The organism is Flavobacterium soyae, assembly GCF_045348165.1.
GTDB lineage: Bacteria > Bacteroidota > Bacteroidia > Flavobacteriales > Flavobacteriaceae > Flavobacterium > Flavobacterium soyae.
This window is the reverse complement of sequence record NZ_CP150845.1, coordinates 3143299-3164391: the sequence shown is the minus strand read 5'-3', so window position 1 is coordinate 3164391 and position 21093 is coordinate 3143299. Positions and strand designations below refer to the sequence as shown.

Sequence of the window (21093 nt, the reverse complement as noted above, 5' to 3'; positions counted from 1 at the left end):
AAGTTAGGTTCTGATTTAACAGAAACCAGCGACTAGAGTTTTTAATTATTTTAATAAATCGGCCACGTATGGCATTAAAGCTAAGTGACGAGCTCTTTTTACAGCTACAGAAACTTTTCTTTGGTATTTTAATGAAGTTCCTGTTAAACGACGAGGAAGAATTTTTCCTTGCTCATTTACGAATTTCAATAAGAAATCAGCATCTTTATAATCGATGTATTTGATTCCTGATTTTTTGAAACGGCAATACTTTTTAGTTTTGTTAGTTTCAATGTTTAAAGGCGTTAAATATCTGATATCTCCGTCTTTTTTTCCTTTTGCAGATTGCTCTATTGTAGACATAATAATTAAGCTTTAGTAGATTTTAATTTTGCTCTTCTTCTCTCCGCCCATGAAATAGCATGCTTGTCTAAACTTACAGTTAAGAAACGCATAACTCTTTCGTCACGTCTAAATTCAGTTTCAAAAGCAATCAGAACTTCTCCAGCTACTTTGAACTCAAATAAGTGATAAAAACCACTTTTTTTGTTTTGGATTTCGTAAGCCATTTTTTTAAGACCCCAATCCTCTTTTGATACCATTTCAGCTCCTCTGCTAGTAAGAAATTCTTCAAATTTCGTTACTGTTTCCTTCACCTGAACCTCAGATAAAACGGGATTTAAAATGAAAACAGTTTCATAATGATTCATAAATAAAAAATTTATTTGTTAAAATTGGGTGCAAAAGTAACCAATATTTTTAAATATACAACACAATTTTTCTATTATTCGTCATAATGCAAAAAATATACGTTCATTTTAGTTTTTTTTCCAAAAAAACTATATATTTACTACTGCTATCCTGAATTTATTCTAAATTAAAATGTTATGAAACTAAACTGTGTTGTTGTGGATGATAGTTCTATACAAAGGACAATTATTGCAAAATTAGTTAATAATCACCCAGGTTTGCACTTAATCGGGGATTTTTCTAATGCAATAGAAGCAAAAAGTTGTATCTCACTAAATAATATCGACTTAATTTTTCTTGATATAGAAATGCCAGTCATCAATGGCTTTGATTTTCTTGATGGTTTAAAATCTAAACCACAAATTATTTTTATCACTTCTAAAGCTGAATATGCTTTAAAAGCTTTTGATTATGATGCCACAGATTATCTGCAAAAACCAATCGCTGTAGACCGTTTTAATGCTTCAGTAAAAAGAGCAATTGATATGCATTTGCTTAAAAAAGAGGTTAAAGAAGAAGAAGGCGAACATATTTTTATTAAAAGCAACCTTAAAAAACTTAAAATATTTACAGCTAAAATCAAATGGATTGAAGCTTTTGGGGATTACGTAAGGGTGGTAACTGAAGACGACAGTAATCTGGTACTTTCGACAATGAAATCTTTTGAAAACGATTTATCAAAAGACAAATTCATTCGTGTTCATAAATCGTATATCATTAATATTGATAAGGTAGAACGCTTTAATAGCAAATTTGCTGAAATTGGAATTACCAAAATTCCGCTTAGCCGAAACAAGAAAGAAGATTTAGTAAAAGCATTGTCGACATCTAATTAATTCAAGCTGCTAGTTAATAAAGTGTAGTCCCTACGGGCAATGTCATTAAGTTAAGAGGAAATCTATAAAATTACTTAACAGTTTAATTAAGAAAGTAATTAAAAAAATCAGTTTTTATCAGCGTTTTCGCTTTAGCGAATCAGTAAAATCAGCGTCTAATTGTGACGCGGATAAAACAGATTTACTTCGTAAAAACGCTGATAAACACGGATTTGATTTGCAATAATTTTATTTTCTAAAAGCTTAACTTAATGACATTGCCCATAGGGACATTTGAAATTCTTGGAAATATCTTTTCTACCGATATGTAATCCAGAGATATTTTTTTGTTACTCCGTTAGGAGTTAAATATTGGCAGCAGAATAATAAAATCTGCCAGAAAAAATATCCCGCAGGGATTAAATTTTTTTAGAGCCGATTTATTTATTGAATTATTAAACTAGCAACTTGAATTAATTAATAGAAGTCGACATTGACAACAACTTTTATAGCTCTGTACTGAGCAACAGCTTCAAAACTATTCAACATTTTCTGAATAGTTTTTTTTGTATTTCCTAAATGCAGGTTTTGTGGAATCTTAATTAAGATAGTTCTTATATATTCATTTCGAATTCTGCTTATAGCCGGTTCTTCCGGACCTAAAACAGGCATATTCAGGTTTTGGCTTAAAACCTGATACAGCCACATTGAACCTTCTTTCAATTTATCAAAATCGCGATGTTTTATCGTTAGTTTAATAATCCTGAAATACGGCGGATATTTATAAATCTGCCTGTCATACAATTGCTCCTTATACATACCTATATAATTATGGTTTGTAACCTGTTGAATTGTATTGTGACTCGGATTATAAGTTTGAATAACAACTTTACCCTGTTTCTCTGATCTTCCGGCTCTTCCTGCAACTTGTGTCATCATTTGAAAACTGCGTTCAAAAGCCCTGAAATCAGGATGATGCAGCATATTATCAGCGTTCATAATTCCAACCAGGCTTACATTATCAAAATCTAAACCTTTGGCCAGCATTTGAGTTCCAACCAAAATATCGATTTCCCGATTTTTAAAGGTATCGATAATCTTTTCAAAACCGAATTTACCACGGGTTGTATCCTGATCCATTCTTGCTGTTTTAGCCTTCGGAAAAAGTGATAGTAACTCCTGCTCTATTTGTTCTGTTCCAAAACCTTTAGTCGTTAAATCAATGCTGGAACAGCTGTGACAATGCGTTGGTTTAGCAATTGCATAACCGCAGTAATGGCAGCGTAATTGGTTTTTAAATTTATGAAAAGTCAAACTCACATCGCACTGCTGACAATGTGGTACGTGTCCGCAGGTGATACACTCTATTATAGGAGAATATCCTCGTCTGTTTTGAAACAAAATTACCTGCTCTCCCAGAGACAAAGCCTCAGCAATTTCTTCAATTAAAAGATCGCTAAAATGCCCCGTCATTCTCTTTCTGAAATGCTTGTCTTTTAAATCAACCAAAACAACTTCCGGCATTCGAACATTGTTATAACGTTCTGTAAGCGTAACCAAACCGTATTTTTCGCTCTGCGTATTAAAATAGGTTTCAATACTTGGCGTTGCCGAGCCTAAAAGCACTTTGGCATTATGAAAATTAGCCAGTACAATTGCCGCATCTCTGGCGTGATATCTCGGCGCTGGATCTGCCTGTTTAAAAGTCTGTTCATGTTCTTCATCCACAATCAATAAACCAAGATCATTGAAAGGTAAAAACAATGCCGACCTCGCTCCTATTACAATTTGAGCTTTTTCTGAATTTTCGAGTGTTTGTTTCCAAACCTCAACTCTTTCATTATTACTATATTTAGAATGAAAAACAGCCACTTTATCTCCAAAATGCAATCGTAAACGAGAAACTAACTGTGTTGTAAGTGCAATTTCCGGAAGCAGGTACAAAACCTGTCTTCCCGTTTGCAGATATTCTTCAATTAATTTGATATAGATTTCTGTTTTTCCGCTTGATGTTACGCCGTGAAGCAAGCAGACTTCTTTTTCAGAAAAACTTTCTTTTATAGCGATAAAAGCATTTTGCTGTGCTTCGCTTAATTGTAATTCCTTATCTGTTTTTTCTCCGTTAAATAAAATACGATCTTGCTGTAAATAATATTCTTCTAAGATTTCATTTTTAATCAAAGTTTTCACAACTGCTGAACTTGAGCCTGAAACTTCAACCAGTTTATTAACTGTTATTGGCTTTTTTTCTGAAGCACTTATTTGAAAATAAGCCAAAACAATTTCTTTTTGTTTATCACTTTTCAGAATATTCAACAACTCACTCAAACCCTGATCTGTTTCGTACTGTGAATGTAATTTTACATACCGAACCAGTTTTGGTTTGTAATTTTCTTTTATTTCCTCTTCTAAAACAATAATATCTCTTGCTATTAATTTTTGAAGAATGGGCAGGATATTTTTTCTATTTAAAATCGAAGCAATTTCCTGAACTTTAAGCGAATTCTGATGCTGCAGCGCTTCGTAAACCAAAAATTCATCATCAGAAAGTTCAGAATCGTTTACAACAACTTCTGGTTTATGCGAAACAATAGTTTCACTTTCTAATAATAATCCGGTTGGGAATGCGCCGCGGTACACATCACCAATACCGCACATATAATAATTAGCAACCCAAAGCCAGTGTTTAATCTGCGTTTCGGTTGCAATGGGTTTTTCATCTAAAATTTGATGAATTTCTTTAGCCTCATATAAAGTCGGTGCATTTTCATGTATATCTAATACAAGTGCTGTATATATTTTACTTTTACCAAAAGGCACCGCCACACGCATTCCTTTTTTTATAAAATGGAATTCGGCCTCAGAAATACGATATGTAAAGGTTTTTGCTAAGGAAAGCGGTAAAATAACTTCGATAAAAAACATGCAGATATTTTAATAAAGATTGAAGAATGTATTTGAACAAAAATATTTAGCTTCTTTCAAACCAGTTCTCCATTTGAATTCCGTCTAAAAGCTTAAAATCTTTAGTATTATCAGTAACCAAAATCAATTGATTCTCGATTGCAGTTACTCCAATTAAAAGATCAAACTCGTCATTAATAGGTTTTCCTAATTTTTTAAGTCTAACTTTCTCAATGGCATATCTCTTTATTGACCCAAAAATTGGAAGTATAGTTAATCCTTTTAGAATATCCCATTAAAACTTAATTTCCTTATCCTTAAAGTTTCTATTAGCTTTTATATCAGAAACAATTTCTTCTGCAGATTTTTCAGATGCAAAAGCTCCAAAAGATTTATAGAAACTATTTTCTTTTGACTTATTACTTTTAATAGACTTTGTTAATCTTTCTATAAGTTCAATTTTATTTGAAAAACTAAGTCCTTCAAATAAATTTGAGTAAGTTTCCAATATATTTTTATCCGCTACAGTCATATCTCCTCTTATTAATTCAAACAAAATTAAACTATTTTTTAACTACAATCAGAATTTAATAGTTATCTGTTACTTTTTAACTGAAGATTTTTGAGCTAAATACTCATCAACCAATTTCAAAGTATGATTTAAAGATTCTGTATTAGTCCAGTCTTCATGACCGGGAATAATATATTTTGGATTCTTAAATTTTGCCTTCACTCTACCAATCGATTTTTTCCATTCTTTTACGTCAGAATCTCCTAAATAACCAAGATCCTGAGCATCGGCACTTTTTATAAAACAAGCTCCGTAAAGTACTTTTTCTTTATTAAACCAAACTACAATATTATCAGGCGCATGGCCTTTTCCCGGATAGTAAACCTCAAAAGTATGCTGTCCAACTGTAGAAAACTTATCATTTGGAATTATAAATTCAGCTCTCGGTTTATTCTCTTTTTTAAGAATATCATCTGTTAACTTAATCGAATATGTTTTGATTCCTTTTTTTCTGTAAAAATCAAATCCTCCTGCACGATCATCATGAGAATGTGTTGCAAAAAGCATTATCACTTCTTTATTATGTTTTGCTTTTATACTATCTAATAAAGGCTGAAACTGAGTTTCGTCCCAAGGAGCATCAAACAATACAACGCCTTTATCTGTAACAAGATACATGGCATTGGCAGAAATCAACGTTCCATTATAATCATGAAATGTTTTATAAACATAAAAGTCACCTGTAAGATGACTTATTGGTAATGGCGAATTCTTCTTTTGTCCAAAACTATTTAAGGTTATGACTAAGAATAAAACTATTGAAGCTAATTTTCGCATTTAATTTTGAATTAGTTTTTCACTCGCGTCCAGTACTGCGTTCTTCCCATAATAGAAATTCCAACATAACCGCGAAGTTTTAATTTATCTCCAGATTCTAATGAAATATAACATTTGTATTTTTTACCGCTGGTTGGGTCTAAAATTGTTCCTCCGTTATATTCTGAACCGTCTTTTTTAAGACCGTTAATAATCATCATTCCTAAAATTGGTTTGTTTTTTTCGGCACCTTCACACTTTATACAAACATCTTTTTTATGATTTTCGCGAAGTATTTCTACAATCTTTCCGTAAATTTTTCCTGATTTTTCATAAATCTCAACTACAGATTTAGCTTCTCCTGTTTCATCATCAATTGTCTTCCATTTTCCTATAACATTTTGAGCCTGAATACTCAATGCAAAGAAAAACACACCAATCATTAACATCCAATTTTTCATATTATTTATTTTTTTTTTGTTTTAATTTTCTGATAGAAGCATTCAATTCGAACCCTAAAAGCAGAATCATACAGTTTATCCAAATATAAAACATTAGAATTAATAATGTTCCAATTGAACCATAAAGTTCATTGTATTTTGAGAATTTTATAACCCAAATCCCAAAAAAGAACGAAGATATAACAATTAGTACCGTTGTAAAAACAGATCCAATACTTATAAAAGGCACTTTATTGTACTGTTTTGTGCCATAACGTAATAATATTGAAGATGTTATCAAAATCATCAGAACAACAAATAAATATCGTCCTAAAATGATAAGAGGAATACGGTCACTCAATACATCCTGAATGATTGTTTTTTGAATAAAAACCTCAAAAACAACAATTGTCGCCACTGTCACAAACAATATAATAGTCATTAAAAGTGAAATTGCCAAGGCAACCAGGTATTGTCTGAAAAAACCACGTTTATCAAATACGTGTTTAGATGATTCGAAACCACTTAAAATTCCGTTAACACCATTGGCCATCAAAAAAATAGAAAGCAAAAAACCTGATGATAATAAACCTGAATGACTATTATTTAAGATGTCACTGATAATTTTACTAATAGCATCATAGGTATTTGGAGGAACGCCTTGCTGCACAAATTGAAGAAAATCATTCTGAAAATTATCTATAGGGATAAACGGAATTAAATTTAAAATAAATAAGGCAAAAGGAAATAAAGCCATAAAAAAACTAAAAGAAACTGCACTGGCATGATACGAAAATGCTCCTTCAAGAATTCCTAAAGTGTACATTTCAAGCAAATCATACAGTGAAAAACCTTCTAACCAAGGTAGTTTTATTCTCTTAAAAAATCGGGCTGCATTGCGTATTACAGGCAGTTTTTCAATCCGATCTTCTATTTCTTTCGACATATTTTTTTTGATTTTAGATTTTAGAATTCAGATTTTAGATTTATTTATAATCAATTGTTTTCAAAACCAAACTCATAACTCATAACTTATAACTCAAAATTCATAACTTCATTAAAAAGCTTTTAAGCTCAAATCCATATTGTAAACAGAATGCGTTAAAGCACCTGATGAAATATAATTTACACCACATAAAGCATATTCACGAACTGTTTTTTCACTTATATTCCCCGAAGATTCAGTCTGGCATTTTGTACCAATCAAATTTACTGCTGTTTTTGTATCTGCATAATTAAAGTTATCAATCAGTATTCTGTAAACGCCGTCGCTTAGCAAAATTTCTCTAATTTCATCAAGATTACGGGCCTCCACAATAATTTTCAAATCCAGATTATTCTCTTTTAAATACTCTTTAGTTTTAGATATCGCACGTGTTATTCCGCCGGCAAAATCAATGTGATTGTCTTTTAGCATAATCATATCATAAAGGGCAAAACGGTGATTTTCACCTCCGCCTATTTTTACAGCCCATTTTTCAGCAACTCTAAAATTTGGCGTAGTCTTACGTGTATCTAATATTTTAGCATTAGTTCCTTCTAAAAGTTTCATTAAATGACTTGTTTTTGTAGCAATGGCAGACATACGCTGCATTGTATTCAAAACCACTCTTTCGGCCTTTAAAATAGACTGTGAGCTTCCTGAAACCTCAAAGACAACTTCGCCGTATTCTACATGTGTTCCGTCTTCAATAAACGTTTTTACTTTTAGTTTTGGATCTACATGTTCAAATATCATTTTGGCTGCTTCAACACCGGCAATTATTCCCTGATCTTTTACCAGTAATTTTGCCTGGCCATGAGCAGTATCAGGAATACAGGCAAGTGAACTATAATCGCCTGAACCAACATCCTCTCTAATGGCATTGCTTATCAAAAGTTGCAATTCTGCTTGAAATTGAGCTTCGCTTATCATTTTTCTAATTTTAATAATATGCTAAATTAGGACTTATTTTATGGATTTGAAAATTTAGAGCATTTGAAAAAAACTTAATTTTTTATTTAAATGTTGATAACAAAGTGATTCCATTACAAACCTGCAAAAAAAACTTATAATGTTATTTTAAAAACTTTTAAAGGATGCTTGTTAGTTCATTTTAAAAATACCTTTATCAGAATAGCTATTAAAAATATCAAAACCAGTTTAAACAGTATGAACTATTTACAGGAATAAAATTTCAAAATAGTTTCAAAAAATTTAAACCTATTCTATTAATTAAATTTTATAAAGATGAACAAATTTACGCTCTTATTGATTTTTGCTGCACTTTTATTTTCTTGCGATAAGGAAGATAATCCTGCTCCTCAGCCTTATATTCCGGGAGAACAACCCACGGCAAATTTACCCGCCTATCCAGCTCATCGTCAAAATAATTATCCTATAGTACTCGTACATGGAATGTGCGGCTGGGGAAGAGATGAAATGAATGGTTTTTATTATTGGGGCGGTAAAGGTGATATTCAAACTTATTTAAACACACAGGGCTATACAACCTATACCGCTTCAATGGGGCCATTATCCAGTAATTGGGACCGAGCCGTTGAATTGTATTATAATATAGTGGGCGGTGTGGTCGATTATGGAGCTGTGCATGCTATGCGCCACGGACACAATCGATACGGAGAATCCTACCCGGGATTTTACCCTAAATGGAGTGCTGCCAACAAAGTTCATTTTATAGGACATAGTATGGGAGGCCCTACCCCAAGATTATTAATTGAGTTACTCGAAAACGGTGATGAACAAGAGAAAGCCTATATTCCCGGCCCTCATGAAGCACCAACTTCTGATTTATTTAAAGGTGGAAAAAATAACTGGGCAGCTAGTCATACAACCGTTTCTGGTGTTCACGATGGCGCCCTGCCTGCAGATTTTGTAGATTTTCGTGATAACATAAAGAAAATGCTGATTGGTATGGGTGCAATGGGCGGAATTGTGCTCGAAGAAAATGCCATTTATAATTTTGATTTGGGACAATGGGGGCTTCAAAGACAGGAAAACGAAAGTCCTAAAGCATACATGGAACGTGTTTTTGGCAAAACAGCGGCAGATGAAGGTTCTGCAGCCCGTTTTTGGCAGTCACAGGATAATTGCGTTTATGATTTAAGCGTAAAAGCATCGCAAATGCAAAATTATTGGGCAAAAAGTTCTCGTAATGTATACTATGCTTCTTATTCATTTAATGATATGACAGAGCAATCAGATGGAACCTGGACACCTTCGGATAATATGAATCCACTATTAAAACCAGATGGAGCTGGCATAGGTAAAACTACCTTAGACTTACCTTTGGGGTATAATAAGTGGAGACCTTGCGATGGATTAGTAAGTGTGCCTTCTGGCCAATATCCAATTGGACATGATTATATTTTAACAGATACAATTCATAGAAAATTAGCCCCAAAAGGCGTTTGGGATGTACATCCCGTTATTCAGGGGCAAGACCATATTAGTATTATTACACCAGATAATAAACAATCTACAACAAACTGGTTGAATAAATTTTACTTAAAAATTGCTAAAGATCTTTCTTGTTTACCAAACTAAATTATTTAAAAGCCGAAAAATCAATATTCATAGTTTTGATTTTTCGGTTTTTATTTTATTACTTACCTATAACTCAATTTATTTTATAAAACGTTAAAAAAAACGCATTGTCCTTTATGATATATCTTAAATAAAAATCCCTGTTCTTAAATAATTTGTTTGTCAAAAATCAAAGAACATTAAATATCTTTGAGGCTCAATCAAGCAAAATTTATGGGATTAATTAAAGATATTTACTCGGTTTCTTTTTACGAAAAATTTAGTCAGGCTGTCGCCGAAGTATATCCGCCATTCAACAAACAAAAATTTATTGAGGTAATTTACGAAGGTGATTTTGCTCAAAAAGAATGGAAAGAAAGAATGAAACATACCACAGTTGTGTTTCACCAATTTATGCCGCAAAATTTCCCCGAAGCCGTTTCTATAATTGATAAAATCATCGAAAACTTAAAGAAAAATAATTTTACCGATGGTAATCTGGCATTCATTTTCTTTGCCGATTATATCGAAATGTACGGTTTAGCCGATTTTAAAACTTCGGTGAAAGCCTTTGTTTCTATAACTCAGTTTATAAGCTGCGAATTTGCAGTTCGTCCTTTTATTTTAAAATATAAAGAGCAAATGATCGACGAGATGACAAAATGGTCTTTGCATAAAAGTCATCACGTTCGAAGATTAGCCAGCGAAGGTTCACGCCCAAGATTACCGTGGGCAATGGCAATTCCCTTTTTGAAAAAAGATCCTTCCCCTATTCTTCCAATTTTAGACAATCTAAAAAACGATCCATCAGAATATGTCCGCAGAAGCGTTGCCAATAACTTAAATGATATTGCAAAAGATAATCCGCAGATTGTACTTGAAATTGCTTCAAAATGGAAAGGACACAGTAAAGAAACTGACGGAATTATAAAACACGGCTGCCGAACTTTATTAAAACAAGGTCATCCTGAAATTTTAAGTCATTATGGCTTAGAAAGCTCCAATATTGAGCTTTCTTCTTTTGAAATAATAACTCCCATTGTAAAAATTGGAGATTATCTGCAATTCCAATTTCATTTAAATAATAAAAATAATGAACCAAAAACGATTCGTTTAGAATATGCTGTTCATTATAAAAAAGCAAAAGGGCATTTGGCGAAAAAAGTCTTTAAAATCAGTGAGAAAACCTATCAGCCCAATCAATTAACCAAAATCGAAAGAAACCAATCTTTTAAATTGATTACAACGAGAGTTTTTCATACGGGAGCGCATCAGTTGTCGATTATTATAAATGGAACTGAGAGTGAAATTTTAGAATTTGAATTGATTGATTAATTTCTAAACACATAGAAACATAGTTTTCAGTGCTGTAAAAAGGCATTTCACTTGCATTAACAAACATAGCTATGTGTGAAAATCTAGATTTTTTTTTAGATAATCTTCCTTTTACAATTTTAAATCTATGTTTCTATGTGTTAAATTTAATCTACACTACAAAAACAACATCGTAGGTTTTCCTTACTTTTATAATTCAAAAACAAGTTTTCTTAATCTAAATTAAGTTACAAACACGCCCAGTTGTTCTAATTTTGTTTTCAAATCAAATAAAAATACCATGTCAAATATCAGTTTAATCATCGAAGAACGTGCTGCCAATATTGGTAATTTTATGGTGGGTCGTTTATTGCCTTTCCGTGAAAAAAGAGCTGTCGGACCATTTGTGTTTATCGATCATATGGGACCTGCACATTTAAATCAACATCAAAATATGGATGTTCCGCCGCATCCGCATATCGGACTTTCGACTTTGACCTTTTTGTTTGAAGGAAGCATCATGCACCGTGATAGTTTAGGAACAGAATTAGAAATAAAACCAGGTGCTGTAAACTGGATGACTGCCGGAAAAGGAATCGTGCATTCTGAAAGAACACCAGAATATTTAAGACATTCAGACAAAATGCTTCACGGATTGCAGATTTGGGTAGCGCTTCCTAAAGAATTAGAGCAAATGGATCCGAATTTTACACATGTTGAAGCTGATGGTATTCCAGCTTGGGAAGAAGACGGAGTTTCATATAAATTAATTGCCGGTGAAGCTTTTGGCAAAAAATCCCCGGTTCCTGTTTACAGTCCGCTTTATTTTATTGAAATCAAAAGTACCGATGCTAAAAAAATAAACATTGGCAAGGATTTATTCGGCGAAAGCGGTTTGTATATTTTAGAAGGAACAATTAAAAGCGGTGAACACGTTTACGAGCCGAAACAAATTTTAATAACAACCGACAGTACACTTTGCGAGTTTGAAATTTCCGAAAACTCTAGGGTTTATATCTTTGGAGGAACTCCGTTTCCTGAAGAACATTTTATCTTTTGGAATTTTGTTTCTTCAGACAAAAACCTCATCGAAAAAGCAAAAACTGACTGGACAAACCAAACTTTCCCAAAAGTTCCAGGCGAAACAGAATTTGTTCCATTACCTGAACCGAGAATCAAATAAATATGAATACTATATCAGCAAAAATAGATACGCGCTTGTATCGAACAGAAATAGCATCAGCCAGCGGAAACATTTTAATTTCTGATGAACCTCAGGAAATTGGAGGAAAGAATTTAGGCCTGAATCCAACAGAACTTTTGGCGGCATCATTGGCTTCCTGCACAGTAATTACTTTACGAATGTACATTAATCGTAAACAATGGAACGTTTCAGAAATTAATGTCAAAATTGATTTCGAAAGAAATTCTGATCGAAATGTATCATTATTCACAAGAAAAATTGAAGTAATTGGCGAAGTTGACGATACACAAAGGCAACGATTAGAAACTATTGCCAATAGCTGCCCAATACATAAAACACTTACACATTCAATAGAAATTAAAACCACATTAATATAATTTATCATGGAAATTCAACAAATTAACGATACAAGAAGAGGATATTTTGAAGCCGTAGAAGATGGAAAACAAGCCGGAAAAATGACTTACACCTGGGCTGGTGACAGCAAATTTATAATCGACCACACAGAAGTTAACGAAGAATTTAACGGAAAAGGTGTTGGCAAAAAATTAGTTATGGCTGCCGTAGAATATGCGAGAGCTAATAACCTGAAAATTATTCCGCTTTGCCCTTTTGCAAAAAGCGTTTTTGACAGGGTTGAGGCAATTCATGATGTATTGTTTTCTTAAGGTTCAAAGTGGCAAAGGAACAAAGGCTCAAAGGTTTTTTCGTAGAGACGCACTGCAGTGCGTCTTTCGCATTTTATGAACTTAGGTAATCTAAAAAAGACTTAGCGTTCTTTGCGAAAAACCTTAGCGAGCTTTGCGGTAAAAAACCAACACAACGAAAATCAATTTTTTAATCTCCTCCAAAACTCTTACATTTGCATGTAATTTAAACTTAGAGTATGACAAGGATAATTACGCTTTTCTGTATTTTTATAGCGCAAATCGGCTTTTCTCAAACAGCTGAAAGTTATTTAGAAAAAATCAGAAATAATGAAGCTCTCTTAACAGCTTTTTTTCAACAAATGCCAAAAGGAGGCGATTTACACCACCATTTTTCAGGATCGGTTTATGCAGAACCACTTTTAGAAAGAGCCATTGCAGAAGACTTTTATTTGAATTTAGAAACCATGGAAGTTTCTAAAACCAAACCTGAAAAAGGAAACTGGCAGACTTTTTCTTCTCTTAAAAACAACGGAAAATTAGCTCAATACGAACAACAGGTAATGCAAACCTGGTCGGCTAAAGATTATAATGGCTCTGTTCCTTCTGATGATTTATTTTTTGATTCTTTTATGAAATTTGAACCCACTATTGCAGGTCATTTTGCAGAAGGAATGCTTGAATTAAAAAAACGCGCCATTAGTGAAAATGTAAGTTATATAGAAACACAACTATCAACAATTCCCTGCGATATGAATATTTCTGATTTAACTGATTTTAATACAAAACTTCGTCAGGCAGCCAGTCAAAAAGATGAAAAAGCAGTATTAAAACTTTTAGACGAATTGTACAAATCGATTGAGAAAAAAGATGCTAAAAAATATGCCGAAGATTTCAATAACAATTTCATAGCAAAACTGCATAAAGATTTAAAAATTGACGATGAGCGTTTTACCATGCGTTACCAAAATTTTGTGCTGCGTTTTATGGAACCGGTTGATTTATTTAAAAATCTGATTATCGCTTTCATTTCTTCAAACGAAAGCAAATTAACTGCCGGCGTAAACATAGTTTCTCCTGAACATGGAGAAAATTCAATGAAAGATTACTGGTTACATATGGTAATGTTTAAATACTGCCACTCTAAATTTCCAGATGTAAAATATACTCTTCACGCTGGTGAATTGACTTTAGGTTTGGTGCAGCCAGAAGATCTAACATGGCATATTAACGACGCCATATATGTTGCCGGTGCAAACAGGATTGGTCACGGAGTTGATATCGCTTACGAAGCAAATTCGTATGATTTATTAAAATATATGTCTAAAAATAATATTCCTATTGAGATCAATTTAGCAAGTAATGAGTTCATTTTAAAAGTAAAAGAAAACAGACATCCGTTTACGCTTTACAAAGAATTTAATGTTCCAATTGTAATCAGTACAGACGATGCAGGAATTTTAAGAAGTAATATGACCGAACAATATGTTTTATTAGCAAAAAGATATCCTGATGTTAATTACGAAGTAATAAAGAAATACGTTTACAACAGCATCAATTACAGTTTTATTCAGGATGAATCGGTTAAAAAACAATTAATAAAAGATCTTGATAATAGGTTTAAAATTTTTGAAGCGAAGTTTTCTAAAAACTAAAACTGTTAATCTGTGTAAAAATTGCACGCAGATTTTAAACAGATTTAAGCTGATGAACGCAGATTTTTTTTATGTCAAAATATTAAAAAATAAAATCTGTTTAAATCTGCAAAATCTGCGTAAAAAAAATATTTATAAATATGATTCTAGAAGCCGCATATCTTTTTGTAAAACCTGAATTAGCACCTCAATTTGAAGCTGATTTTGCAAAAGCAAGCCAATACATCTCATCAATTGATGGTTATTTAGGACATCGCTTAGAGAAATGCCTTGAAGTTGAAAACAAATATCTTTTATTGGTTGACTGGAATACACTTGAAGATCATACTGTAGGTTTTAGAACTTCTGAAGCATATCTGGAATGGAAAAAGATTTTACATCATTATTATGAGCCGTTTCCTATTGTAGAACATTTCGAAACGGTTTTTGAAAATAAAAAATAATCTTAGCCACAGATTAAAAGGATTAAAAAGGATTTTTTATTTTCCTTTAAACAATCTGTGAAAATCCTTTTAATCTGTGGCAAAAAAAATAAATTCATGCTAATTCGAGCAATTCGTGGCAAAATAAAAGAACAATGAATATCAAACTCATCGCCATTGGCAAAACTGATAATAAATCACTTCAAACCTTGATTGACGATTATACCAAACGTTTGTCGTTTTACATCAAATTTGATTTGGAGATTATTCCCGATATCAAAAACGTAAAAAACTTATCTGAAAGTCAGCAAAAAGAAAAAGAAGGCGAATTGATTCTGTCTAAACTTTCACCAGCCGATCAGTTGATTTTATTGGATGAAAACGGAAAAAACTTCTCCAGTGTTGGTTTTTCTGAAGAATTGCAAAAGAAAATGAATTCGGGAATCAAAACTTTGGTTTTCGTAATTGGAGGCCCATACGGATTCTCTGAAACGGTTTACAGTAAAGCTCAAGGAAAAGTTTCGCTTTCGCTGATGACGTTTTCACACCAAATGGTTCGCTTATTTTTTATCGAACAATTATATCGTGGGTTTACAATTTTAAGGAACGAACCTTATCATCATCAATAGAGTTTTTTGTTTTTTTGTTTCAGGTTTTCTTTGTTTCAGGTTTCAAGTTTTAGTTAATGAATTCTACCGGAAGTTTATCAAGATTATAAGTTACATGTTTTTGCAGTAGAATTTTATACTGAATATATTCTTCATAACTCATGTTTTTATCGAAGAAAAATACCAAATTTGGCACTCTTTCAAATTTTATAGTGTAGAAACGTTGTAATATTTCTGAAATTTTTATTTCCTTATTTGCCATGAAAACCTGTTTTTTTCCTTTTCTAAAATAAACTACCAAATTTTCTCTACTTGGCTTTTCCGTTTTATAATACACTTTCGTAAAAGGTACAAAGGCTAGATTTTTCCCGATAGAATCTGCGTAAGAATAATAATTTTCGGCATTTTCGTTTTTATGGGCGCTGTCAGCTCGCTTTTTTTCCTGTAATTTCATTACTTCCGGAATTACCAATTTTAAAGGCAGACGTTTGTCAATATTGAAAATCCAGTTGGTTGAAATTATCGCACTTTTACGGTTTACATCTGCGATTGTATCTTTTCCTTCGGTTTCAAAAAAGATATAAATTGGCGAAAGATCTTGTACGTCTTTTACAATTGTTATGTTTGATTTTGGAAGTAAAACATCTTGTTTTTTTCCGCAGGAGAAAAGAAGAAAAGCAATAATTAGAGCAACGTATTTCATATTCATTTTTATTTTAGTACAAAGTATGTCATTCCGAGGAACGAGGAATCGCACTAGTACTTCCTCAAAGAAAGTCATCAATCTTTGTCGAGTTTCGAGTGCGATTCCTCGTTCCTCGGAATAACAAACCAAGCGATTATTTATATCATAAACTTAATTTATTAAACAAAGCCACACATTCCACCGCTTCTTTTACATCGTGAACACGAAGGATTTTCGCTCCTTTTGTCAACGCAATTGTATTCAAAAAAGTTGTTCCGTTTAAAGCTTCCTGCGCCGTAATATTAAGTGCTTTATAAATCATCGATTTTCTTGAAACACCTGCTAAAACAGGTAATTCTAATAAATTAAAAAGTTCCATTTTTTGCATGACTTCATAATTCTGATCTGTTGTTTTTGCGAAACCGAAACCGGGATCAAGAATCAAATCGTTAATTCCTAAACTTCTGGCTTTTTTTACTTTTTCAGAAAAATAGAACAGTATTTCTTTTACAATATCATCATATTGCGTCAAACTCTGCATTGTCTGCGGATTACCGCGCATGTGCATCATAATGTACGGAACGTTGTATTTTGCAATAACTTCAAACATTTTATCGTCTAATTCACCCGCTGCAATATCATTTATAATCGCTGCACCGATTTCTATGCTCGCTTTTGCAACTTCGGCCCTAAAAGTATCGATTGATAATAAAGCTTTCGGAAAATGCTTTAAAATCAATTCTATGACAGGAATAATTCGGTCAATTTCTTCTTGTTCCGAAACAAATTCGGCACTGGGTTTACTTGAATAGGCGCCAATATCAATAAATGCCGCCCCTTCAGAAAGCATTTTATCAACCTGAGAAATGATTTCATCTTCGTTTTTATATTTTCCTCCATCAAAGAAAGAATTGGGCGTGATATTCAAAATTCCCATTATTTTAGGAATCGATAAATCTATAAGCTCACCTTTACAGTTAATCAACATTTTGTTTCAAGTTTTATTGGTTTCAAGTTTCAAGTTGATGCAGATTACGTCAGTTCGAGAACTTGAAACCTGAAACTTGAAACTTTTATTATTTCTTAGTTTCAAGTTATCGGCATTAACACTTTGTTTAGAAAAAACTTGAAACAAAGAAAACCTTAAACTTGAAACTCTTTAATTTAATCCTTATTTTTGGAGAAATTTTAGCAAATATACAGCAATAAATGAAGAATACTTCCCTTGAATTTGATAATGTAATTACGGTTTGCCGAACCTTATTTATCAATAAAATGAAAGATTACGGCAGTGCATGGAGAATTTTGAGACTTCCATCATTGACCGATCAAATTTTCATAAAAGCACAACGAATCAGAAGTTTACAAGAAAATGATATCCGTAAAGTTGATGAAGATGAAAAAGGAGAATTTATCGGAATCATCAATTATTCTATCATGGCTTTGATTCAGTTAGAATTGGGTGTTGTTGATCAGCCGGATCTTGATGTTGAAAAAGCAACCGAATTATACGATGCTAAAGTAAAATTAACCAAAGAATTAATGGAAGCCAAAAATCACGATTACGGCGAAGCCTGGCGTGACATGCGTGTAAGTTCTTTAACAGATTTAATTTTACAAAAGTTACTTCGCGTAAAACAAATTGAGGACAATAAAGGGCTGACTTTAGTCTCTGAAGGTATCGATGCTAATTATCAGGATATGATTAATTACTCCGTTTTTGCTTTAATTCTCAATCCGATAAACAAATAAAATTCCAAAAAAATAATCCCGAAGTTTCGGGACCAAATTCCAATTTTCCAACAAGATTTTGGAATTTGTGATTTAAAAATTCGGAATTTCAACTTTAATATTTACTCCATGAAAAACATCATTACTCAATTCTCCCGATTATTTGTCGGTGTATTATTTATCATTTCCGGATTAATAAAACTAAATGACCCCGTTGGTTTCTCTTATAAATTAACTGAATATTTTAGTGAGCCGGTTTTCAATATGCCATTTTTAGAGCCATTAACATTAGGATTAGCCATTTTCTTAGTGATTTTTGAAGTAGTACTAGGAGTTATGTTATTGGTTGGATACAAAACAAGAACAACAATCTGGGCTTTATTGCTATTAATCGTTTTCTTTACATTCCTTACCTTCTACTCTGCTTATTTTGATGTGGTAAAAGATTGCGGCTGCTTTGGCGATGCGCTGCATTTAACACCTTGGCAGTCATTTACAAAAGATGTTGTTTTATTATTTTTTATTTTGGTTTTGTTCATCAATCAAAGATTAATAAAACCATTATTTTCAACTCCAAAAACCAATTTTGCAGTTTATGTAAGCGTAGTTTTATGTGCTTTTATAGCTGTTTGGGTTTTAAACCATAATCCGATAAAAGATTTCCGTCCTTACAAAGTTGGAACTAACATCGAAAAAGGAATGGAAATTCCTGAAGGTGCTCCAAAATCAGTAGTCGAAATGGTGTTTATTTATAAAGTAAATGGCGTTGATAAAGAATTTACAGAGAAAGATTTAATGAATATTCCTGAAGGTGCAACATTTGTTGACAGAAAAGATAAAGTGATTACAGAAGGATATGTACCGCCAATTCACGATTTTACAATGACTAAGGACGATTCTGATTACAAAGCAGAATTACTAAAAGAACCAAAATTATTGATTTTTGTAACTTACGATTTAACTAAATCTGAACCGGCCGGGATGAAAAAACTAGCCAAAGTTACTGCAGAAGCTAAAGCAAAAGGTTATAAAGTAATTGCAATGACGGCTTCTGGAGCGGAGGAAATTGCAAAAGCAAAAAAACAATATAATTTAGATGTCGATTTTTATTTCTGCGATGCAACAGCTTTAAAAACTATTGAAAGAGCAAATCCAAGTATTGTAGTATTACACAACGGAACTATTGTTCAAAAAGTACACTATAATGATGTTGATGATTTAAAACTATCTGATGTCGCTTATGGCATTTAAAAAATAATATCATATCATTCAAAAAAGCTGCAATACAAATTGCAGCTTTTTTTATTGAAACCTGACGTTTTTTTGCCTTCAAAATTAGTCTCAAAATAAAAAAGTCATTCATTTTTTGTATTTAAAAAAATACCGGTCAAAAAAATCCAGGATTTTAACCTCAACTATTACGATTTCATTCAGCTTTTTCTAACCGAAAATTAACTTTTTGTTACAAAATAAACGACTCTTCAAATTTTGTTAATCTCTATTTGGCTTTCCAATTGTTTGTTTAACTTTGTTAAAAATCATTTATTGTATGAAACAATTAGCGCTAATCATTATTTCATTTATAACTTTCTCATGCACACAGGCTCAGAAAACAAGTTTTTCGAAAGAAGCTTTGTCTGAAAAATTATTAACCCTTGATGGAGGCCAGGCTTCTTTCAAAAACATTTTAAAAAAATATAAAGGAAAAACTTTAGTCATTGAAGTTTGGGCTTCATGGTGCGGCGACTGTGTAAAAGCTATGCCAAAAGTTAAAGAGCTGCAGGCTAATAATCCTAATGTTTCATATCTATTCCTTTCTGCAGATAAAACTGCTGAAAAATGGAAAATTGGAATCGAAAAACACGAATTAAAAGGCGATCATTTTATGATGAACGATGGAATGAAAGGTGTTTTTGGAAAAGCTATTGACTTAGACTGGATTCCGAGATATATTATCGTAGACAAAACTGGAAAAATTGTTTTATACCGTGCTATCGAAACTGATTTCGACAAAATCAATGAAACTTTAGCAAGTCTAAAATCAATATAAATGTCAAAAATCAATTTCAATTTTTGACTTTACTTCATTAAAAACAAAAAATTAAAAAAATAACAAAAACTACCAAAATGAGAAAAAAGATTGTTGCAGGAAACTGGAAAATGCATAAAAACGCAGCACAGACTGAAGAATTGTTAAGCGAATTAATTACTAAAATACCAGCACAAACTACTGCGCAAGTAATCGTTGCTCCAACATTTGTAAACTTGCAAGCTGCTGTGGCAAAAGTAAAAAACACAACTATAGGTGTTGCTGCTCAAAACGTTCACCAGGCTGAAGGCGGCGCTTTTACAGGAGAAATTTCTGCAGATATGTTAACAAGTATTGGTGTTAATACCGTAATTCTGGGTCACTCTGAGCGTAGAGCTATTTTTCACGAAACTGATGCATTAATCGCAAATAAAGTTGATACTGCTTTAAAACATGATTTAACTGTAATTTTCTGTTTTGGAGAAGAATTAAAAGATCGTCAGTCAGGGAATCATTTCAATATTGTTGAAAATCAATTACGTGATGGGTTATTCCACATTGCAAAAGAATCCTGGACAAAAGTTGTTTTAGCTTATGAGCCTGTTTGGGCAATTGGAACTGGAGAAACTGCTTCGCCAGAACAAGCACAGGAAATGCACGAATTTATCAGACAAACTATCCGTAAAGCTTTTGGGGCTGAAATCGCTGATGAAGTTTCTATTTTATACGGTGGTTCTGTAAAACCAGAAAATGCTAAGGAAATCTTCTCTAAACCAGACGTTGATGGTGGTTTAATTGGAGGTGCTGCTTTAAAAGCAGATGATTTCTTAGCAATTGTAACGGCTATCTAAATTTATTTTTTAGCCACAGATTAAAATGATTTACACAAATTTTATTTTCTGTGTTTTTTCGCCACAAATTCAAATTAAAAAAATTCGCGAATTCGTGGCAAAAAAAATCCTTTTAATCTTTTTAATCTGTGGCAAAAACAAAATATAAGCGATACTCAAAAAGTGTCGCTTTTTTTATATTTTAAATAATTCTTAAATTAAGAATG

At 32.5% G+C, this 21093-nt stretch carries 23 protein-coding genes; 13 read left to right on the top strand and 10 right to left on the bottom strand.

The annotated features are described in order from the left end of the window. Positions 1 to 45 precede the first annotated feature (45 nt). On the bottom strand, positions 46 to 342 hold the full coding sequence (gene rpsR / locus AABD74_RS13615) for a 30S ribosomal protein S18 (protein WP_002987043.1): 297 nt from the start codon (positions 340 to 342) through the stop codon (positions 46 to 48). A gap of 5 nt (positions 343 to 347) precedes the next feature. After that, a complete protein-coding gene (gene rpsF / locus AABD74_RS13610) occupies positions 348 to 689 on the bottom strand; it encodes a 30S ribosomal protein S6 (RefSeq protein ID WP_007810575.1) in 342 nt (113 codons plus the stop codon). A 177-nt stretch (positions 690 to 866) separates the two neighbouring features. Between rpsF and AABD74_RS13605 the strand changes: the two genes are divergently transcribed. Next, on the top strand, positions 867 to 1565 hold the full coding sequence (locus AABD74_RS13605) for a LytTR family DNA-binding domain-containing protein (protein ID WP_053473460.1): 699 nt from the start codon (positions 867 to 869) through the stop codon (positions 1563 to 1565). Positions 1566 to 2021: 456 nt separating this feature from the next. Here the strand turns inward: AABD74_RS13605 and priA are convergent, their stop codons facing one another. The 6 genes from priA to nadC form a co-directional block, all read right to left on the bottom strand. Then, a complete protein-coding gene (gene priA / locus AABD74_RS13600) occupies positions 2022 to 4469 on the bottom strand; it encodes a primosomal protein N' (protein ID WP_406843195.1) in 2448 nt (815 codons plus the stop codon). A gap of 274 nt (positions 4470 to 4743) precedes the next feature. Further along, positions 4744 to 5004: a hypothetical protein gene (locus AABD74_RS13595; protein WP_406843194.1), complete on the bottom strand. Its 261-nt coding sequence runs from the start codon at positions 5002 to 5004 to the stop codon at positions 4744 to 4746. Between the two features lie 45 nt (positions 5005 to 5049). Further along, positions 5050 to 5796: a subclass B1 metallo-beta-lactamase gene (bla-B1-FLAV, locus tag AABD74_RS13590; protein ID WP_406843193.1), complete on the bottom strand. Its 747-nt coding sequence runs from the start codon at positions 5794 to 5796 to the stop codon at positions 5050 to 5052. An 11-nt stretch (positions 5797 to 5807) separates the two neighbouring features. Continuing rightward, positions 5808 to 6236, bottom strand: coding sequence for a DUF2147 domain-containing protein (locus tag AABD74_RS13585; RefSeq protein ID WP_232682151.1), 429 nt, complete (start codon positions 6234 to 6236; stop codon positions 5808 to 5810). A 1-nt stretch (position 6237) separates the two neighbouring features. Further along, positions 6238 to 7161 carry a YihY/virulence factor BrkB family protein gene (locus AABD74_RS13580; RefSeq protein WP_232682152.1) on the bottom strand — a complete coding sequence of 308 codons (924 nt, stop codon included), beginning with the start codon at positions 7159 to 7161 and terminating at the stop codon, positions 6238 to 6240. Between the two features lie 111 nt (positions 7162 to 7272). Further along, entirely contained in the window at positions 7273 to 8130 is an 858-nt protein-coding gene (gene nadC / locus AABD74_RS13575) for a carboxylating nicotinate-nucleotide diphosphorylase (protein ID WP_406843192.1), read from the bottom strand. A 315-nt stretch (positions 8131 to 8445) separates the two neighbouring features. Here nadC and AABD74_RS13570 point away from each other — a divergent pair, with 315 nt between their 5' ends. The 8 genes from AABD74_RS13570 to rlmH all read left to right on the top strand — a co-directional run bounded on the left by AABD74_RS13570 (position 8446) and on the right by rlmH (position 15612). Then, positions 8446 to 9762 (top strand): esterase/lipase family protein, encoded by a 1317-nt coding sequence (locus tag AABD74_RS13570; protein WP_406843191.1) that lies wholly within the window; start codon positions 8446 to 8448, stop codon positions 9760 to 9762. A 213-nt stretch (positions 9763 to 9975) separates the two neighbouring features. Next, a complete protein-coding gene (locus AABD74_RS13565; protein ID WP_232682155.1) occupies positions 9976 to 11076 on the top strand; it encodes a DNA alkylation repair protein in 1101 nt (366 codons plus the stop codon). A gap of 280 nt (positions 11077 to 11356) precedes the next feature. Then, entirely contained in the window at positions 11357 to 12238 is an 882-nt protein-coding gene (locus AABD74_RS13560) for a pirin family protein (RefSeq protein ID WP_232682156.1), read from the top strand. Positions 12239 to 12240: 2 nt separating this feature from the next. Then, a complete protein-coding gene (locus tag AABD74_RS13555) occupies positions 12241 to 12636 on the top strand; it encodes an OsmC family protein (RefSeq protein WP_232682157.1) in 396 nt (131 codons plus the stop codon). A 6-nt stretch (positions 12637 to 12642) separates the two neighbouring features. Then, positions 12643 to 12927, top strand: a complete 285-nt coding sequence (locus tag AABD74_RS13550) for a GNAT family N-acetyltransferase (protein ID WP_232682158.1) — start codon at positions 12643 to 12645, stop codon at positions 12925 to 12927. A 218-nt stretch (positions 12928 to 13145) separates the two neighbouring features. After that, positions 13146 to 14561: an adenosine deaminase gene (locus AABD74_RS13545; protein ID WP_406843190.1), complete on the top strand. Its 1416-nt coding sequence runs from the start codon at positions 13146 to 13148 to the stop codon at positions 14559 to 14561. 140 nt (positions 14562 to 14701) lie between these two features. Next, entirely contained in the window at positions 14702 to 15004 is a 303-nt protein-coding gene (locus AABD74_RS13540) for an antibiotic biosynthesis monooxygenase (protein ID WP_232682160.1), read from the top strand. A 134-nt stretch (positions 15005 to 15138) separates the two neighbouring features. Further along, positions 15139 to 15612 carry a 23S rRNA (pseudouridine(1915)-N(3))-methyltransferase RlmH gene (gene rlmH, locus AABD74_RS13535; protein ID WP_406843189.1) on the top strand — a complete coding sequence of 158 codons (474 nt, stop codon included), beginning with the start codon at positions 15139 to 15141 and terminating at the stop codon, positions 15610 to 15612. A gap of 49 nt (positions 15613 to 15661) precedes the next feature. Here the strand turns inward: rlmH and AABD74_RS13530 are convergent, their stop codons facing one another. Together AABD74_RS13530 and folP are read right to left on the bottom strand one after the other, a co-directional pair. Next, positions 15662 to 16294, bottom strand: coding sequence for a hypothetical protein (locus AABD74_RS13530; protein ID WP_406843188.1), 633 nt, complete (start codon positions 16292 to 16294; stop codon positions 15662 to 15664). Positions 16295 to 16439: 145 nt separating this feature from the next. After that, complete coding sequence (gene folP / locus AABD74_RS13525; protein WP_406843187.1) at positions 16440 to 17264, bottom strand: dihydropteroate synthase; 825 nt, start codon at positions 17262 to 17264, stop codon at positions 16440 to 16442. Between the two features lie 221 nt (positions 17265 to 17485). On the opposite strand from folP, the gene AABD74_RS13520 reads away from it, so the two are divergent. The 4 genes from AABD74_RS13520 (at position 17486) to tpiA (ending at position 20887) form a co-directional block, all read left to right on the top strand. Then, positions 17486 to 18028 (top strand): DUF1599 domain-containing protein, encoded by a 543-nt coding sequence (locus tag AABD74_RS13520; protein WP_232682165.1) that lies wholly within the window; start codon positions 17486 to 17488, stop codon positions 18026 to 18028. 108 nt (positions 18029 to 18136) lie between these two features. Further along, positions 18137 to 19258, top strand: coding sequence for a BT_3928 family protein (locus AABD74_RS13515; protein ID WP_232682166.1), 1122 nt, complete (start codon positions 18137 to 18139; stop codon positions 19256 to 19258). Between the two features lie 298 nt (positions 19259 to 19556). Then, positions 19557 to 20057 (top strand): TlpA disulfide reductase family protein, encoded by a 501-nt coding sequence (locus tag AABD74_RS13510; protein ID WP_232682167.1) that lies wholly within the window; start codon positions 19557 to 19559, stop codon positions 20055 to 20057. Between the two features lie 77 nt (positions 20058 to 20134). Further along, the gene (gene tpiA / locus AABD74_RS13505) at positions 20135 to 20887 is read left to right on the top strand and encodes a triose-phosphate isomerase (protein ID WP_232682168.1); all 753 of its coding nucleotides are present in this window, start codon (positions 20135 to 20137) and stop codon (positions 20885 to 20887) included. The last annotated feature ends 206 nt before the right edge of the window (positions 20888 to 21093 follow it).

Excerpts from the sequence above, each read along its gene's own strand:
- rpsR (WP_002987043.1), bottom strand. The coding sequence starts at position 342 with ATGTCTACAATAGAGCAATCTGCAAAAGGAAAAAAAGACGGAGATATC.
- rpsF (WP_007810575.1), bottom strand. The coding sequence starts at position 689 with ATGAATCATTATGAAACTGTTTTCATTTTAAATCCCGTTTTATCTGAG.
- AABD74_RS13605 (WP_053473460.1), top strand. The coding sequence starts at position 867 with ATGAAACTAAACTGTGTTGTTGTGGATGATAGTTCTATACAAAGGACA.
- priA (WP_406843195.1), bottom strand. The coding sequence starts at position 4,469 with ATGTTTTTTATCGAAGTTATTTTACCGCTTTCCTTAGCAAAAACCTTT.
- bla-B1-FLAV (WP_406843193.1), bottom strand. The coding sequence starts at position 5,796 with ATGCGAAAATTAGCTTCAATAGTTTTATTCTTAGTCATAACCTTAAAT.
- AABD74_RS13585 (WP_232682151.1), bottom strand. The coding sequence starts at position 6,236 with ATGAAAAATTGGATGTTAATGATTGGTGTGTTTTTCTTTGCATTGAGT.
- AABD74_RS13580 (WP_232682152.1), bottom strand. The coding sequence starts at position 7,161 with ATGTCGAAAGAAATAGAAGATCGGATTGAAAAACTGCCTGTAATACGC.
- nadC (WP_406843192.1), bottom strand. The coding sequence starts at position 8,130 with ATGATAAGCGAAGCTCAATTTCAAGCAGAATTGCAACTTTTGATAAGC.
- AABD74_RS13570 (WP_406843191.1), top strand. The coding sequence starts at position 8,446 with ATGAACAAATTTACGCTCTTATTGATTTTTGCTGCACTTTTATTTTCT.
- AABD74_RS13565 (WP_232682155.1), top strand. The coding sequence starts at position 9,976 with ATGGGATTAATTAAAGATATTTACTCGGTTTCTTTTTACGAAAAATTT.
- AABD74_RS13560 (WP_232682156.1), top strand. The coding sequence starts at position 11,357 with ATGTCAAATATCAGTTTAATCATCGAAGAACGTGCTGCCAATATTGGT.
- AABD74_RS13555 (WP_232682157.1), top strand. The coding sequence starts at position 12,241 with ATGAATACTATATCAGCAAAAATAGATACGCGCTTGTATCGAACAGAA.
- AABD74_RS13550 (WP_232682158.1), top strand. The coding sequence starts at position 12,643 with ATGGAAATTCAACAAATTAACGATACAAGAAGAGGATATTTTGAAGCC.
- AABD74_RS13545 (WP_406843190.1), top strand. The coding sequence starts at position 13,146 with ATGACAAGGATAATTACGCTTTTCTGTATTTTTATAGCGCAAATCGGC.
- AABD74_RS13540 (WP_232682160.1), top strand. The coding sequence starts at position 14,702 with ATGATTCTAGAAGCCGCATATCTTTTTGTAAAACCTGAATTAGCACCT.
- rlmH (WP_406843189.1), top strand. The coding sequence starts at position 15,139 with ATGAATATCAAACTCATCGCCATTGGCAAAACTGATAATAAATCACTT.
- AABD74_RS13530 (WP_406843188.1), bottom strand. The coding sequence starts at position 16,294 with ATGAAATACGTTGCTCTAATTATTGCTTTTCTTCTTTTCTCCTGCGGA.
- folP (WP_406843187.1), bottom strand. The coding sequence starts at position 17,264 with ATGTTGATTAACTGTAAAGGTGAGCTTATAGATTTATCGATTCCTAAA.
- AABD74_RS13520 (WP_232682165.1), top strand. The coding sequence starts at position 17,486 with ATGAAGAATACTTCCCTTGAATTTGATAATGTAATTACGGTTTGCCGA.
- AABD74_RS13515 (WP_232682166.1), top strand. The coding sequence starts at position 18,137 with ATGAAAAACATCATTACTCAATTCTCCCGATTATTTGTCGGTGTATTA.
- AABD74_RS13510 (WP_232682167.1), top strand. The coding sequence starts at position 19,557 with ATGAAACAATTAGCGCTAATCATTATTTCATTTATAACTTTCTCATGC.
- tpiA (WP_232682168.1), top strand. The coding sequence starts at position 20,135 with ATGAGAAAAAAGATTGTTGCAGGAAACTGGAAAATGCATAAAAACGCA.